At 54.2% G+C, this 15,766-nt stretch carries 9 protein-coding genes; 8 read left to right on the top strand and 1 reads right to left on the bottom strand.

Translation table 11 applies throughout. The features are described from left to right. Positions 1-245 precede the first annotated feature (245 nt). The 8 genes from OGX66_RS20300 to trhP all read left to right on the top strand — a co-directional run bounded on the left by OGX66_RS20300 (position 246) and on the right by trhP (position 13,216). On the top strand, positions 246-1,493 hold the full coding sequence (locus OGX66_RS20300) for an MdtA/MuxA family multidrug efflux RND transporter periplasmic adaptor subunit (RefSeq protein WP_044711353.1): 1,248 nt from the start codon (positions 246-248) through the stop codon (positions 1,491-1,493). After that, entirely contained in the window at positions 1,493-4,615 is a 3,123-nt protein-coding gene (locus OGX66_RS20295; protein WP_003844339.1) for an MdtB/MuxB family multidrug efflux RND transporter permease subunit, read from the top strand. The genes OGX66_RS20300 and OGX66_RS20295 overlap by 1 nt, the downstream gene beginning before the upstream one ends. Then, positions 4,616-7,696: a multidrug efflux RND transporter permease subunit MdtC gene (gene mdtC / locus OGX66_RS20290; RefSeq protein ID WP_044711355.1), complete on the top strand. Its 3,081-nt coding sequence runs from the start codon at positions 4,616-4,618 to the stop codon at positions 7,694-7,696. Further along, positions 7,693-9,105 (top strand): MFS transporter, encoded by a 1,413-nt coding sequence (locus OGX66_RS20285; protein ID WP_044711356.1) that lies wholly within the window; start codon positions 7,693-7,695, stop codon positions 9,103-9,105. Before mdtC ends, OGX66_RS20285 begins: the two co-directional genes overlap by 4 nt. After that, positions 9,105-10,508, top strand: coding sequence for an envelope stress sensor histidine kinase BaeS (gene baeS, locus OGX66_RS20280; protein WP_003844344.1), 1,404 nt, complete (start codon positions 9,105-9,107; stop codon positions 10,506-10,508). Before OGX66_RS20285 ends, baeS begins: the two co-directional genes overlap by 1 nt. Beyond that, positions 10,505-11,227 carry an envelope stress response regulator BaeR gene (baeR, locus tag OGX66_RS20275; protein ID WP_003036797.1) on the top strand — a complete coding sequence of 241 codons (723 nt, stop codon included), beginning with the start codon at positions 10,505-10,507 and terminating at the stop codon, positions 11,225-11,227. Before baeS ends, baeR begins: the two co-directional genes overlap by 4 nt. A 135-nt stretch (positions 11,228-11,362) precedes the next feature. Next, positions 11,363-11,695, top strand: coding sequence for a YegP family protein (locus OGX66_RS20270; RefSeq protein ID WP_003841759.1), 333 nt, complete (start codon positions 11,363-11,365; stop codon positions 11,693-11,695). 159 nt (positions 11,696-11,854) lie between these two features. After that, positions 11,855-13,216 carry a prephenate-dependent tRNA uridine(34) hydroxylase TrhP gene (trhP, locus tag OGX66_RS20265; RefSeq protein WP_003844346.1) on the top strand — a complete coding sequence of 454 codons (1,362 nt, stop codon included), beginning with the start codon at positions 11,855-11,857 and terminating at the stop codon, positions 13,214-13,216. 269 nt (positions 13,217-13,485) lie between these two features. Here trhP and clpA read toward each other — a convergent pair whose 3' ends face one another. Then, positions 13,486-15,762, bottom strand: coding sequence for an ATP-dependent Clp protease ATP-binding subunit ClpA (clpA, locus tag OGX66_RS20260; RefSeq protein ID WP_003036804.1), 2,277 nt, complete (start codon positions 15,760-15,762; stop codon positions 13,486-13,488). Positions 15,763-15,766 lie beyond the last annotated feature (4 nt).

Genomic DNA, 15,766 nt, shown 5'->3' with positions numbered 1-15,766 from the left:
GGGGCTTTCCCGTTCCAGCGTCCCGCTGAAATCTCTGGCTTACCTCCTTTTGCCTTGACCGCACTCTAACGCACAATGACGCATTCGCTATTTTCGCCGCAAATTGTTGCGTAACGCCTCGCAAAGCCGCGTCAGCATTCAGACGAATCCCGACAGTGTTTCATAATTCCTCCATTTTTCTCCCTTGTTCGCTGGCTAAACTAGTATCATTCCGCGAATCGTTTCAGGATGAGAAACTCATAACAATGAAAGGCAGTAATAAATCCCGCTGGGTGATAGCAATCGTGATCGTCGTGGCCGCCGTCGCCGCCATCTGGTTCTGGCAAAGCCACAGCGCTTCCCAGGAAACCGCACCGGGCGCTACCAAACCAGCGCAGCACACGCCTGGGTCGGCACGCCGTGGAATGCGCTCCGGACCGTTGGCTCCCGTGCAGGCTGCCACCGCCACCGAGGAAGCCGTTCCACGTTACCTGACAGGGCTGGGTACCATTACTGCCGCCAATACCGCCACGGTACGTAGCCGGGTGGACGGTCAGCTCATTGCCTTACACTTTGAGGAAGGACAACAGGTAAAAGCCGGCGACCTGCTGGCAGAGATAGATCCCAGCCAGTTCAAAGTCGCTCTGGCTCAGGCGCAGGGACAACTGGCAAAAGATAAAGCCACGCTGGCGAATGCCCGTCGCGATCTTGCCCGCTATCAACAGTTGGTTAAAACCAATCTGGTCTCCCGCCAGGAGCTGGATGCCCAGCAGGCGCTGGTCAATGAGACGTTAGGCACAATCAAAGCGGATGAAGCCAGTGTCGCCAGCGCTCAGTTGCAGCTCGACTGGAGTCGGATAACCGCACCTGTCGATGGTCGTGTCGGCCTGAAGCAGGTCGATGTCGGTAACCAAATTTCCAGCGGCGATACCACCGGGATCGTCGTCATTACGCAAACTCATCCCATCGACCTGATATTTACTTTGCCTGAAAACGACATTGCTACCGTGTTGCAGGCACAAAAATCGGGGAGCCAGGTGAAGGTCGAAGCCTGGGACCGAACCAATTCACAAAAACTGAGTGAAGGCGTCCTGCTCAGTCTCGACAATCAGATTGATGCCACTACAGGAACCATCAAAGTTAAAGCCCGTTTTAACAATCAGGATGATGCGTTATTCCCTAACCAGTTCGTCAACGCCCGCATGCTGGTCGACACACAGCAAAATGCCGTTGTGATCCCAACAGCAGCCCTGCAGATGGGCAACGAAGGGCACTTTGTCTGGGTACTGAATAGCGACAACAAAGTGAGTAAGCATCTGGTTAAACCGGGTATTCAGGACAGCCAAAAAGTGGTGATCGCCGCTGGGTTGTCCGCAGGCGATCGGGTCGTGACTGACGGTATTGACCGTCTGACGGAAGGCGCAAAAGTCGAAGTCGTTGAGGCGCACGACGCCTCTGTTTCCGATGAGAAAACAGCGCCACGCGGATACGGCAAAAAAGGAGCCAACTCCTGATGCAGGTGTTACCTCCGGACAACACAGGCGGACCATCGCGCCTGTTCATTCTGCGCCCCGTCGCCACTACGCTGCTGATGGTCGCGATTTTGCTTGCCGGTATTATCGGTTATCGCTTTCTGCCAATCGCCGCCTTACCTGAAGTGGATTACCCCACGATTCAGGTCGTGACGCTCTACCCTGGCGCCAGCCCGGACGTTATGACCTCGGCGGTAACCGCGCCGCTTGAACGTCAGTTTGGCCAGATGTCTGGCTTAAAACAGATGTCATCACAAAGCTCCGGTGGCGCATCGGTCGTTACGTTACAGTTTCAACTGACGCTCCCGCTGGATGTTGCCGAGCAAGAAGTTCAGGCCGCGATTAACGCCGCCACCAATTTATTACCTAGCGATCTACCTAACCCTCCGGTCTACAGCAAGGTAAACCCGGCAGATCCGCCGATCATGACGCTGGCGGTCACTTCCAGCGCCATGCCGATGACGCAGGTGGAAGATATGGTCGAAACCCGCGTCGCGCAGAAAATCTCTCAGGTATCCGGCGTGGGTCTGGTAACACTTTCCGGTGGGCAACGTCCGGCGGTCCGCGTGAAACTTAACGCTCAGGCCATTGCCGCACTCGGTCTTACCAGCGAAACCATCCGTACGGCCATTACCGGTGCCAACGTCAATTCAGCAAAAGGGAGTCTTGATGGCCCAACGCGCGCCGTTACCCTTTCAGCTAACGACCAAATGCAGTCCGCAGATGAATATCGTCAGCTCATTATTGCCTATAAAAACGGTGCACCGGTTCGCTTGGGCGATGTCGCTACCGTCGAACAAGGAGCAGAAAACAGCTGGCTAGGTGCATGGGCAAATAAGCAACAAGCTATAGTGATGAATGTGCAGCGCCAGCCTGGGGCGAACATCATCGCCACGGCAGACAGTATCCGCCAGATGCTGCCACAGCTCACCGAAAGCCTGCCCAAATCGGTTAAGGTCAGCGTACTTTCCGATCGCACCACCAATATTCGTGCCTCTGTTGCAGACACCCAGTTCGAGTTGATGCTGGCGATAGCGCTGGTGGTGATGATTATCTACCTGTTTCTGCGCAATGTTCCGGCGACGATTATTCCTGCAGTCGCCGTACCGTTGTCGTTAATCGGCACCTTCGCGGTGATGGTATTTCTTGATTTCTCCATCAACAACCTGACCTTAATGGCGCTAACCATCGCGACAGGCTTTGTTGTGGATGACGCTATCGTGGTTATCGAGAATATTTCACGCTATATCGAAAAAGGCGAAAAACCTCTGACTGCTGCCCTGAAGGGCGCAGGCGAGATTGGTTTTACCATCATCTCTCTGACGTTTTCATTGATTGCGGTATTGATCCCACTGCTATTCATGGGCGATATCGTCGGGCGTTTGTTCCGTGAATTCGCCGTTACGCTGGCGGTGGCGATTCTGATTTCTGCCGTTGTCTCGCTCACTCTTACGCCGATGATGTGCGCGCGTATGCTGAATCAGGCCTCATTGCGTAAGCAGAATCGCTTCTCCCGCGCCTCAGAGCGAATGTTTGATCGCGTCATCGCCGGGTACGGTCATTGGCTGGCAAAAGTACTTAACCACCCGTGGCTCACACTTAGCGTAGCGCTCGGCACGCTGGCATTGAGCGTCATGCTATGGGTTTTCATCCCCAAAGGTTTCTTCCCAATCCAGGACAACGGCATTATCCAGGGTACGCTACAGGCGCCGCAGTCCAGCTCATTCGCCAGCATGGCCGAGCGCCAGCGTCAGGTTTCAGATGTCATCCTTAAAGATCCGGCGGTAGAGAGCCTGACCGCTTTTGTCGGTGTGGATGGTACTAATCCGGCATTGAACAGTGCGCGTTTGCAAATCAACCTTAAACCACTGGATGAACGTGACGATCGGGTGCAGAAAGTGATTGCGCGCTTACAGGACGCGGTTGACAGGGTTCCCGGAGTTGACCTTTATCTTCAGCCTACTCAGGATCTGACGATTGATACTCAGGTGAGCCGGACGCAATATCAATTCACGCTGCAAGCGACATCCCTTGATGCCCTCAGCACCTGGGTTCCACAGCTGATAGCAAAACTAAATCAGCTACCGCAACTGTCCGACGTCAGCAGCGACTGGCAGGACAAAGGGCTGGTAGCGTATGTGAACGTCAATCGCGACAGTGCAAGCCGTTTGGGCATCAGCATGTCAGATGTCGACAACGCCCTGTACAACGCCTTCGGCCAGCGTTTGATTTCGACTATTTACACCCAGGCAAATCAATATCGCGTGGTGTTAGAACATAACACCAACAATACGCCGGGGCTTGCGGCACTGGATACAATACGTCTGACCAGTAGCGACGGTGGCATAGTACCGCTCAGCGCGATCGCCAGTATTGAACAGCGTTTTGCCCCGCTGTCGATTAACCACCTCGATCAGTTCCCGGTCACCACCATCTCGTTCAACGTGCCAGACGAACATTCGCTGGGTGATGCGGTACAGGCGATTCTGGATGCCGAAAAAACGCTTAACCTGCCCGCAAATATTACTACCCAGTTCCAGGGTAGCACGCTCGCCTTCCAGGCCGCGCTGGGAAATACCATCTGGTTGATTGTGGCTGCAGTTGTCGCGATGTATATCGTCCTCGGCGTGCTGTATGAGAGCTTTATTCACCCAATTACTATTCTCTCCACGCTGCCGACGGCAGGCGTCGGGGCACTGCTGGCGTTAATGATTGCCGGCAGCGAACTGGACGTCATCGCGATTATTGGCATTATTTTGCTCATCGGTATCGTCAAGAAAAACGCCATCATGATGATCGACTTTGCCCTTGCCGCGGAGCGCGAACAAGGCATGGCGCCGCGCGATGCTATTTTCCAGGCCTGTCTGCTGCGTTTCCGCCCAATTCTGATGACTACGCTGGCGGCACTGCTCGGCGCGTTGCCGCTGATGTTAAGTACCGGTGTGGGCGCAGAGTTACGCCGTCCGTTAGGCATTGGCATGGTCGGTGGACTGCTTGTGAGTCAGGTATTAACCCTGTTTACCACCCCGGTAATTTATCTGCTGTTTGACCGTCTGTCGCTGTATGTGAAAAGCCGTTTCCCGCGTCAGGAAGAGGAAGCGTAAATGAAATTTTTCGCGCTTTTCATTCATCGGCCGGTGGCGACCATTCTCATTTCGGTGGCTATCACCCTGTGCGGTATTCTGGGCTTTCGTCTGCTGCCGGTCGCTCCGCTGCCGCAGGTGGATTTTCCGGTGATTATGGTCAGCGCATCATTACCCGGTGCCTCCCCTGAAACGTTGGCGTCTTCGGTCGCAACTCCGCTGGAGCGCTCGCTGGGCCGCATCGCGGGCGTAAACGAAATGACTTCGAGTAGTTCGCTTGGCAGTACGCGTATTATTCTCGAATTCAAATTCGACCGTGACATCAATGGCGCGGCGCGGGACGTTCAGGCCGCGATTAACGCCGCGCAAAGCCTGCTGCCCAGCGGGATGCCGAGCCGACCAACGTATCGCAAAGCTAACCCTTCCGATGCGCCAATCATGATCCTGACGCTGACGTCGGACACTTACTCGCAGGGTGAACTGTACGATTTCGCATCAACACAACTGGCGCAGACCATCGCGCAAATCGACGGTGTGGGCGACGTGGACGTTGGAGGCAGTTCTCTGCCTGCCGTGCGGGTAGGACTCAACCCGCAGGCGCTGTTTAACCAGGGCGTGTCGCTGGACGACGTGCGTAGCGCGATCGACAATGCCAACGTGCGTAAGCCGCAGGGTGCTATCGAGAATGATACCCATCGCTGGCAGGTACAAACTAACGATGAGCTGAAAACCGCCGCCGAATATCAACCTATTATCATCCACTATAACAACGGCGCAGCGGTGCGACTGGGTGATGTTGCGTCTATAACCGACTCTGTACAGGACGTTCGTAACGCGGGGATGACCAACGCCAAACCGGCCATTCTGCTGATGATCCGCAAGCTGCCGGAAGCCAATATTATTCAGACGGTAGATAGCATTCGCGCCAAATTACCGGAGTTACAAACGCTGGTCCCGGCCGCCATCGATCTGCAAATCGCCCAGGACCGTTCACCGACCATTCGCGCTTCACTAGAGGAAGTCGAACAGACGCTGATTATCTCCGTGGCGCTGGTTATCCTGGTGGTCTTTGTTTTCCTGCGATCCGGGCGTGCGACTCTGATCCCCGCGGTAGCGGTTCCGGTCTCGCTGATCGGTACCTTTGCCGCCATGTATCTGTGCGGATTCAGCCTGAACAACCTGTCGTTGATGGCGTTAACCATTGCCACGGGATTTGTCGTAGATGACGCCATCGTGGTGCTGGAAAATATTGCCCGCCACCTGGAAGCGGGAATGAAGCCACTCCAGGCGGCGTTACAGGGTACGCGCGAAGTGGGATTCACTGTGCTTTCCATGAGCCTGTCGCTGGTGGCGGTATTCCTGCCGCTGCTGTTAATGGGCGGATTGCCTGGACGCCTGCTGCGCGAATTTGCCGTCACGCTGTCGGTTGCCATCGGTATCTCGCTGCTGGTGTCGCTGACATTAACGCCAATGATGTGCGGCTGGATGCTTAAATCCAGTGCCCCGCGTGAACAGTCGCGTAAACGGGGATTTGGTCGCATGCTGGTAGCGCTGCAGCAAAGCTACGGCACTTCACTTAAATGGGTACTGCGCCACACGCGACTGGTGGGCGTGGTATTACTCGGCACCATTGCGCTGAATATCTGGCTTTATATTTCCATCCCCAAAACCTTCTTCCCGGAGCAGGATACGGGCGTATTGATGGGAGGGATCCAGGCTGACCAGAGCATCTCTTTCCAGGCGATGCGCGGTAAACTGCAGGATTTTATGAAGATCATCCGCGACGATCCCGCGGTGAACAATGTCACCGGCTTTACCGGTGGGTCACGGGTTAACAGCGGGATGATGTTTATTACCCTCAAGCCACGCGATGAGCGCCGTGAAACCGCTCAGCAGGTGATCGACCGCCTACGCGTTGCGCTTTCAAAAGAACCAGGTGCGAATCTGTTTCTGATGGCGGTGCAGGACATCCGCGTTGGCGGACGGCAGGCCAACGCCAGCTATCAATACACATTACTGTCCGACGATCTGGCGGCGCTGCGTGAGTGGGAACCGAAGATCCGTAAGGCGCTTGCCGCCCTGCCCCAACTGGCGGACGTCAACTCCGATCAGCAGGACAATGGCGCGGAGATGAATCTGATTTACGATCGCGACACCATGTCTCGTCTTGGGATCGACGTGGCGGCCGCCAACAGCCTGCTGAATAACGCCTTTGGTCAGCGACAAATTTCAACCATCTATCAGCCGATGAACCAGTACAAAGTGGTGATGGAGGTCGATCGACGTTACACCCAGGACATCAGCGCACTGGACAAAATGTTCGTCATCAACAATGACGGTAAAGCGATCCCGTTATCGTACTTTGCCAAATGGCAGCCAGCGAATGCCCCACTGTCGGTAAACCATCAGGGATTATCTGCCGCCTCAACCGTGTCGTTTAACCTGCCGACAGGTTCTTCACTGTCAGAAGCGACAGAGGCCATCAACAGAACCATGACCCAGCTCGGCGTCCCCTCCACGGTTCGTGGCAGCTTTGCCGGTACCGCCCAGGTATTTCAGGACACGATGAACTCGCAGGTGATCCTGATTATCGCCGCCATCGCCACCGTCTATATCGTGCTGGGTATGCTGTATGAAAGCTATGTACATCCGCTGACCATTCTCTCCACGCTACCTTCGGCAGGGGTCGGGGCTTTGCTGGCGCTGGAGCTGTTCAATGCCCCGTTCAGCCTAATCGCCCTGATAGGGATCATGCTATTAATTGGAATTGTGAAGAAAAACGCCATCATGATGGTCGATTTTGCGCTGGAAGCGCAGAGAAACGGTAGGCTGCAGCCGGAAGAAGCTATTTTCCAGGCCTGCCTGTTGCGCTTTCGCCCAATAATGATGACCACGCTGGCGGCGTTGTTTGGTGCACTGCCGTTGGTGTTATCCGCAGGGGATGGCTCCGAGCTGCGCCAGCCGTTGGGGATAACCATTGTCGGTGGACTGGTCGTGAGCCAGCTCCTGACGCTGTACACTACGCCTGTGGTCTATCTCTTTTTCGACCGTCTGCGTCTGCAGTTTTCGCGTAAAAACAGCAAACCGGTAGCAGAGTTATGACAGAACTTCCCGACAGCACCCGCTGGCAACTTTGGATTGTGGCATTTGGTTTTTTTATGCAGTCGCTGGATACCACCATCGTTAATACCGCGCTTCCCTCGATGGCGGCAAGCCTCGGGGAAAGCCCGTTACACATGCATATGGTCATAGTGTCATATGTTTTAACCGTTGCCGTGATGCTGCCCGCCAGCGGATGGCTGGCGGACAAAGTTGGCGTGCGTAATATCTTCTTCACCGCCATTATCCTGTTTACGCTTGGTTCGCTGTTTTGCGCCTGGTCCAGCACGCTCAACGAGCTGGTGATGGCGCGCGTCTTACAAGGCGTTGGCGGTGCGATGATGGTGCCAGTCGGCAGGCTGACGGTGATGAAAATCGTCCCGCGTGAGCAATATATGGCGGCGATGACGTTTGTCACTTTACCCGGTCAAATCGGCCCGCTGCTGGGCCCAGCGTTAGGCGGAATTCTGGTTGAATACGCCTCCTGGCACTGGATCTTTTTGATTAACATTCCGGTAGGCATTGTCGGCGCGATAGCGACGTTAATGCTGATGCCCAACTACACCATGCAAACCCGACGCTTCGACCTCTCCGGATTCGCGATGCTGGCGGTCGGTATGGCGGTTCTGACGCTGGCGCTCGATGGCAGCAAAGGAACAGGCCTCTCCAGTATCACGCTGGCGGCGTTGGTTATCTGCGGGGTGCTGGCTATTGCGCTGTATCTGAAACACGCCCATCGAAATCCCCGCGCGCTGTTTAGCCTGAATCTGTTTCGCACATCGACCTTCTCGCTAGGTCTGTTCGGCAGTTTTGCCGGTCGCATCGGCAGCGGTATGCTGCCGTTTATGACGCCGGTGTTTTTACAGATTGGCCTCGGTTTTTCACCGTTTCATGCCGGACTGATGATGATCCCGATGGTGCTGGGCAGTATGGGCATGAAGCGCATTGTGGTGCAGGTCGTTAACCGCTTTGGTTATCGTCGCGTACTGATTACCACCACGCTTGGCCTGTCGCTGGTCAGTCTGTTGCTAATGACCACGGCACTGCTGGGCTGGTATTACGCCCTGCCCTTCGTGCTGTTTTTACAGGGAATGGTCAACTCAACGCGCTTTTCATCCATGAATACCCTGACGTTAAAAGATCTGCCTGACGATCTCGCCAGCAGCGGCAACAGCTTGCTGTCGATGATCATGCAGCTGTCGATGAGTATCGGGGTGACCATCGCGGGTCTGCTGTTAGGCATGTTTGGCCAGCAGCATATCGCCATCGACAGCGGTAGTACGCATAGCGTCTTTATGTATACCTGGTTGTGCATTGCATTCATTATTGCGCTGCCCGCCATTATTTTTGCCCGCGTGCCGAACGACACGCAAACCAATGCGGTGATTTCACGACGCAAAAGGAGCACCTGATGAAGTTCTGGCGGCCCGGTATCACCGGCAAACTGTTTCTGGCGATTTTCGCCACCTGCATTGTGTTGCTGATCAGCATGCACTGGGCCGTACGCATAAGCTTCGAACGCGGTTTTATCGACTATATTAAGCACGGTAACGAACAGCGGCTGCAAATGCTCAGCGACGCGTTAAGCGAGCAGTACGCGCAGCACGGCAACTGGCGATTCTTACGCAATAACGATCGTTTCGTTTTCCAGATCCTGCGCTCTTTTGAACACGACAACGACGATGATAAACCGGGTCCAGGCATGCCGCCACACGGCTGGCGTACACAGTTTTGGGTTGTCGATCAAAATGCCCACGTACTGGTCGGCCCGCGGGCTCCTGTCCCCCGCGACGGTATGCGCCATCCCATCCGCGTCAACGGTAGCGAAGTGGGTGCTGTGATTGCCTCTCCGGTGGAGCGTTTAACGCGTAATACCGATATCAATTTCGACATGCAGCAAAGACGTTCCAGCTGGCTTATCGTCGCGCTCTCCACGATTCTGGCTGCGCTGGCAACGTTTACGCTGGCGCGCAGCCTGCTGGCCCCGGTTAAACGGTTGGTGGAAGGCACGCACAAACTGGCGGCGGGCGATTTCACCACTCGCGTTACGCCAACCAGTACGGATGAGCTAGGCAAGCTGGCGCAGGACTTCAACCAGCTCGCCAGTACGTTGGAAAAAAACCAGCAGATGCGTCGTGACTTTATGGCCGACATTTCTCACGAACTGCGCACGCCGTTGGCGGTGTTGCGCGGTGAACTGGAGGCCATTCAGGATGGTGTCCGCCAGTTCACGCCCGACTCCGTTGCCTCTTTGCAGGCTGAAGTGGGTACGCTCACCAAACTGGTTGACGACCTTCATCAGCTCTCCATGTCAGATGAAGGTGCGCTGGCCTATCAGAAATCATCGCTGGATCTTATCCCGCTGCTTGAGGTGGCAAGCGGCGCATTTCGTGAACGCTTTGCCAGCCGTGGACTGACGATTCAACTCTCGCTCCCGGACAGCATGACGGTATTTGGCGACAGGGATCGTCTGATGCAGTTGTTCAACAATCTGCTGGAAAACAGTCTGCGTTATACCGACAGCGGTGGCGGGCTGCACATCAGCGCCGAACAACGCGAACGTATGGTGTTATTAACCTTCGCAGATTCCGCTCCCGGCGTAAGTGACGAGCAGTTACAGAAGCTGTTTGAACGATTTTATCGCACCGAAGGCTCGCGTAACCGCGCCAGCGGAGGTTCCGGGCTGGGGCTGGCGATTTGCGTCAATATCGTACAAGCGCATAATGGTCTGATCCGCGCCGCCCATTCGCCTTTTGGTGGGGTTAGCATTACAGTAGAGTTACCGCTGGAACGCGATTTACAGAGAGATGTATGACTGAGTTACCCATTGATGAAAACACGCCGCGTATTCTGATCGTGGAAGACGAACCCAAGCTGGGGCAACTGCTCATCGACTACCTGCGGGCAGCGAGCTACGCTCCTACGCTCATCAGCCACGGCGACCTGGTTCTGCCTTACGTGCGCCAAACACCGCCCGATCTGATCTTGTTGGATCTGATGCTGCCCGGTACCGATGGTCTGACCCTGTGTCGGGAAATCCGCCGCTTCTCAGAAGTCCCCATCATGATGGTAACCGCTAAAATCGAAGAGATTGATCGCCTGCTGGGGCTGGAGATCGGTGCAGATGATTATATTTGTAAACCGTACAGCCCGCGCGAAGTCGTCGCGCGCGTTAAAACGATCCTGCGCCGATGCAAACCGCAGCGCGAACTACAACAAATGGATGCAGAAAGCCCGCTTATCGTCGATGAAGGCCGTTTTCAGGCCTCCTGGCGTGGGAAGATGCTCGATTTAACGCCCGCCGAATTCCGCTTACTTAAAACGTTGTCACATGAGCCGGGAAAAGTATTCTCCCGAGAACAATTACTTAACCATCTCTATGACGATTATCGCGTCGTTACCGACCGCACCATCGACAGCCATATTAAGAACCTGCGACGCAAGCTGGAGTCACTGGATGCTGAGCAGTCGTTTATCCGCGCGGTCTATGGCGTGGGGTATCGCTGGGAAGCCGACGCCTGCCGAATTGCTTAAACACTCCTGCCCTTCAGGGCCCGCTGCTCCATGGGGCCCTGGTGACTAGCAACTCTCCAAATATCGCTCATACTCTTTCTGACAACACTGTCGTCAATAACTGTTTGATCTAAAACTTTTAATCAAGGAGTTCATATGGCTGGTTGGTTTGAATTAAGTAAAAGTAGCGATGATCAGTACCGCTTTGTTCTTAAAGCTGGGAACGGGGAAATAATCCTTACCAGCGAGCTTTACACTACCAAAGGCGCTGCGGAAAAAGGGATCGCATCTGTCCAGGCTAACAGCCCTCTGGATGAGCGTTATGAGAAAAAAACAGCGGCTAATGGAAAATTACATTTCAACCTGAAAGCTGCAAACCACCAGATTATTGGTAGCAGTCAACTGTATGCGAATGAACAGTCACGCGAGACCGGTATTACTTCGGTTAAGACCAATGGTGTCAGTCAGACGATAAAAGATAAGACCTGATAATTACTCGCTCAGCCGGGTAACGCAACGCTGTCGCCCGGCGTTTTTCTTTACCTGCCTTCCCTGCAGCGCTACAATGCCCGCCCTTAATATGGGGGCACTCCCCTAACCGCCTCATTGAGTGAGGCGAGTCTGACCTGTCATCAGAACGAGAAAATTATGTTTAAACCGGAACTCCTTTCCCCGGCGGGAACGCTGAAAAACATGCGTTACGCTTTCGCCTATGGCGCAGACGCTGTGTATGCGGGCCAACCGCGTTACTCACTGCGCGTACGCAACAACGAATTCAACCACGAAAACCTGCAGCTCGGTATTAATGAAGCCCATGAATTGGGTAAAAAATTCTATGTGGTGGTTAACATTGCCCCACATAATGCCAAGCTGAAGACCTTCATTCGTGATCTGAAACCGGTGGTGGAAATGGGGCCGGATGCACTGATCATGTCAGACCCTGGTCTGATTATGCTGGTGCGCGAAAACTTCCCTGACATGGACATTCACCTTTCGGTACAGGCTAACGCCGTAAACTGGGCGACGGTGAAATTCTGGAAGCAGATGGGGCTAACCCGCGTGATCCTCTCCCGTGAGCTGTCGCTGGAAGAAATTGAAGAGATCCGCACCCAGGTGCCGGATATGGAGCTTGAGATCTTCGTTCACGGCGCGCTGTGCATGGCTTACTCCGGCCGTTGCCTGCTCTCTGGCTACATCAACAAGCGTGACCCAAACCAGGGTACCTGTACCAATGCCTGCCGCTGGGAATACAACGTACAGGAAGGGAAAGAAGATGTAGTGGGCAATATCGTGCATAAGTACGAGCCTATCCCGGTACAAAACGTCGAACCCACGCTGGGTATTGGCGCACCAACAGACAAAGTCTTTATGATTGAGGAAGCCCAGCGCCCGGGTGAGTACATGACCGCATTCGAAGACGAGCACGGCACTTACATCATGAACTCGAAGGATTTGCGTGCCATTGCCCACGTTGAGCGCCTGACGCAGATGGGCGTGCATTCCCTGAAGATCGAAGGCCGCACCAAGTCGTACTATTACTGTGCACGTACCGCGCAGGTCTATCGTAAAGCCATTGATGATGCCGCAGCCGGTAAACCGTTCGACCCGCAACTGCTGGAAACGCTGGAAGGCCTGGCGCATCGTGGTTACACCGAAGGGTTCCTGCGCCGCCATACACATGACGACTATCAAAACTACGAATACGGCTTCTCTGTTTCCGAGCGTCAGCAGTTTGTCGGCGAATTCACCGGCGAACGTAAAGGTGAACTGGCGGCCGTGCTGGTAAAAAACAAATTCACCGTCGGCGACAGCCTGGAGCTGATGACCCCACAGGGCAACATCAACTTTACTCTCGAGCAGATGGAAAACGCGAAAGGCGAAGCCATGCCAGTTGCGCCGGGCGATGGTTACACCGTGTGGATGCCTGTACCAGAGGATATCGATCTGAATTATGCATTGTTGATGCGTAATTTTGCCAGCGAGTCCACACGAAACCCGCATGCTAAGTAGTTAATTACGGTTATTTTTCAGCGTTCGGAAGATTCTTAGAAATCGATCACATACCGTTTCGTTCATTAAGGGTATTATCCCCTCCGCTGAAAAACATAACCCATAAATGCTAGCTGTACCAGGAACCACCTCCTTAGCCTGCGTAATCTCCCTTACGCAGGCTTATTTTTTGCCTGCCATTTAAACTCTCCGAATCTCCCCAATTCAAATCTTTACTTTCAGGCGAAAAAAAACCGGGCATTACGCCCGGCTCATTAGGTGATTAAAGATTAATGTGCTGCTTCTGGCTTGTGCTTTTGTGCACTCTGGAAACCATAGGTCAGCTCATTTTTCTCTTTATCCAGCGCAACGGTCACTTGGCCACCATCCACAAGCGAACCGAACAGCAGTTCGTTAGCCAATGGTTTTTTCAGGTTATCCTGGACAACACGCGTCATTGGACGTGCGCCCATTGCGCGGTCATAGCCTTTCTCTGCCAGCCAGTCACGTGCTTCCTGACTCACTTCAAGAGAGACACCTTTCTGATCCAGCTGAACCTGAAGCTCGACGATAAACTTATCAACAACCTGATGAATCACCTCGGTAGAGAGATGATCGAACCAGATAATGTTGTCGAGACGGTTACGGAATTCCGGCGTAAACACTTTTTTGATTTCGCCCATCGCATCAGTACTGTTGTCCTGATGAATCAACCCAATCGATTTACGCTCAGTTTCACGTACACCAGCGTTGGTGGTCATGACCAGCACCACGTTGCGGAAATCCGCTTTACGCCCGTTATTGTCGGTCAGCGTGCCGTTATCCATCACCTGCAGCAACAGGTTAAAGACATCCGGGTGCGCTTTTTCGATTTCATCCAGCAGCAGTACCGCATGCGGATGCTTAATAACAGCATCAGTCAGCAAACCGCCCTGGTCAAAACCGACATATCCTGGAGGCGCACCAATCAGACGGCTGACTGTGTGGCGTTCCATGTACTCGGACATATCAAAACGCAGCAGTTCAATGCCGAGGGCTTTGGAGAGCTGCACCGTGACTTCGGTCTTACCGACGCCAGTTGGTCCGGCAAACAGGAACGAACCGACAGGCTTATGCTCGTGTCCCAGACCGGCACGGCTCATTTTGATCGCTTCAGTCAGCGCCTCAATGGCTTTATCCTGTCCGAATACCAGCATTTTCAGACGGTTGCCCAAATTTTTCAGCGTGTCGCGATCGCTCTGCGATACGCTCTTCTCCGGGATCCGCGCAATGCGGGCCACTACGGACTCAATATCCGCCACGTTGACGGTTTTCTTGCGCTTGCTGACCGGCATCAGACGCGCACGTGCGCCCGCCTCATCAATCACGTCAATCGCTTTATCCGGCAGATGACGATCGTTAATGTATTTCACCGCCAGTTCGACCGCTGCACGCACCGCTTTGGCGGTATAGCGGACGTCATGGTGCGCTTCGTATTTCGGCTTCAGACCATTGATTATCTGCACGGTCTCTTCTACCGATGGTTCAGTGACATCGATTTTCTGGAAACGGCGCGCTAACGCACGGTCCTTTTCAAAGATATTGCTGAATTCCTGATAGGTTGTGGAGCCTATAACACGGATCTTACCGCTGGAGAGCAGCGGCTTGATCAGGTTAGCCGCATCCACCTGGCCGCCCGATGCCGCACCCGCACCGATAATGGTGTGGATCTCATCGATAAACAGAATGCTGTTAGTATCCTGTTCCAGCTGTTTCAGCAGCGCCTTAAAGCGTTTCTCAAAATCACCGCGATATTTAGTGCCTGCCAGCAGCGAGCCGATATCCAGGGAGTAAAGGGTACAATCAGCCATGATTTCAGGCACATCACCCTGGACGATACGCCAGGCGAGGCCTTCGGCAATGGCGGTTTTACCGACACCGGACTCTCCCACCAGCAGCGGATTGTTTTTTCTGCGACGGCACAGTACCTGAATGGCGCGCTCCAGCTCTTTGTCCCGGCCAATGAGCGGATCAATTCCGCCCACTCGGGCAAGCTGGTTAAGGTTAGTCGTGAAGTTCTCCATACGGTCCTCCCCGCCAGCTTGCTCTTCGTTATTTGGCTGATTCCCAGAGTCAGAAGACTGGCTGGGTTCGTCTTTACGCGTGCCATGAGAGATAAAATTCACCACATCAAGACGACTTACTTCATGCTTACGCAGCAGATAAGCCGCCTGAGATTCCTGCTCGCTGAAGATAGCAACCAGCACATTTGCGCCGGTAACTTCATTACGTCCGGAGGACTGAACATGAAAGACCGCACGTTGCAGTACACGCTGAAAACTCAACGTCGGCTGCGTGTCGCGCTCTTCCTCACTGGCAGGCAATACAGGTGTGGTCTGTTCAATGAAGGCTTCGAGTTCCTGACGGAGCGCCACCAGATCCACAGAACACGCTTCCAGCGCTTCGCGGGCCGACGGGTTACTGAGCAACGCCAGTAACAAGTGCTCGACGGTCATAAACTCATGTCGGTGCTCGCGCGCTCTGGCGAAAGCCATGTTTAAACTGAGTTCCAGTTCTTGATTGAGCATAGGC

The sequence above is a fragment of the Citrobacter sp. Cf072 genome (assembly GCF_030334485.1).
GTDB lineage: Bacteria > Pseudomonadota > Gammaproteobacteria > Enterobacterales > Enterobacteriaceae > Citrobacter > Citrobacter freundii.
This window is presented reverse-complemented; position numbering and strand designations above follow the sequence as displayed.

Bases quoted from the DNA above. Each gene is read 5' to 3' on its own strand.
- OGX66_RS20300 (WP_044711353.1), top strand. From the start codon at position 246: ATGAAAGGCAGTAATAAATCCCGCTGGGTGATAGCAATCGTGATCGTC.
- OGX66_RS20295 (WP_003844339.1), top strand. From the start codon at position 1,493: ATGCAGGTGTTACCTCCGGACAACACAGGCGGACCATCGCGCCTGTTC.
- mdtC (WP_044711355.1), top strand. From the start codon at position 4,616: ATGAAATTTTTCGCGCTTTTCATTCATCGGCCGGTGGCGACCATTCTC.
- OGX66_RS20285 (WP_044711356.1), top strand. From the start codon at position 7,693: ATGACAGAACTTCCCGACAGCACCCGCTGGCAACTTTGGATTGTGGCA.
- baeS (WP_003844344.1), top strand. From the start codon at position 9,105: ATGAAGTTCTGGCGGCCCGGTATCACCGGCAAACTGTTTCTGGCGATT.
- baeR (WP_003036797.1), top strand. From the start codon at position 10,505: ATGACTGAGTTACCCATTGATGAAAACACGCCGCGTATTCTGATCGTG.
- OGX66_RS20270 (WP_003841759.1), top strand. From the start codon at position 11,363: ATGGCTGGTTGGTTTGAATTAAGTAAAAGTAGCGATGATCAGTACCGC.
- trhP (WP_003844346.1), top strand. From the start codon at position 11,855: ATGTTTAAACCGGAACTCCTTTCCCCGGCGGGAACGCTGAAAAACATG.
- clpA (WP_003036804.1), bottom strand. From the start codon at position 15,762: ATGCTCAATCAAGAACTGGAACTCAGTTTAAACATGGCTTTCGCCAGA.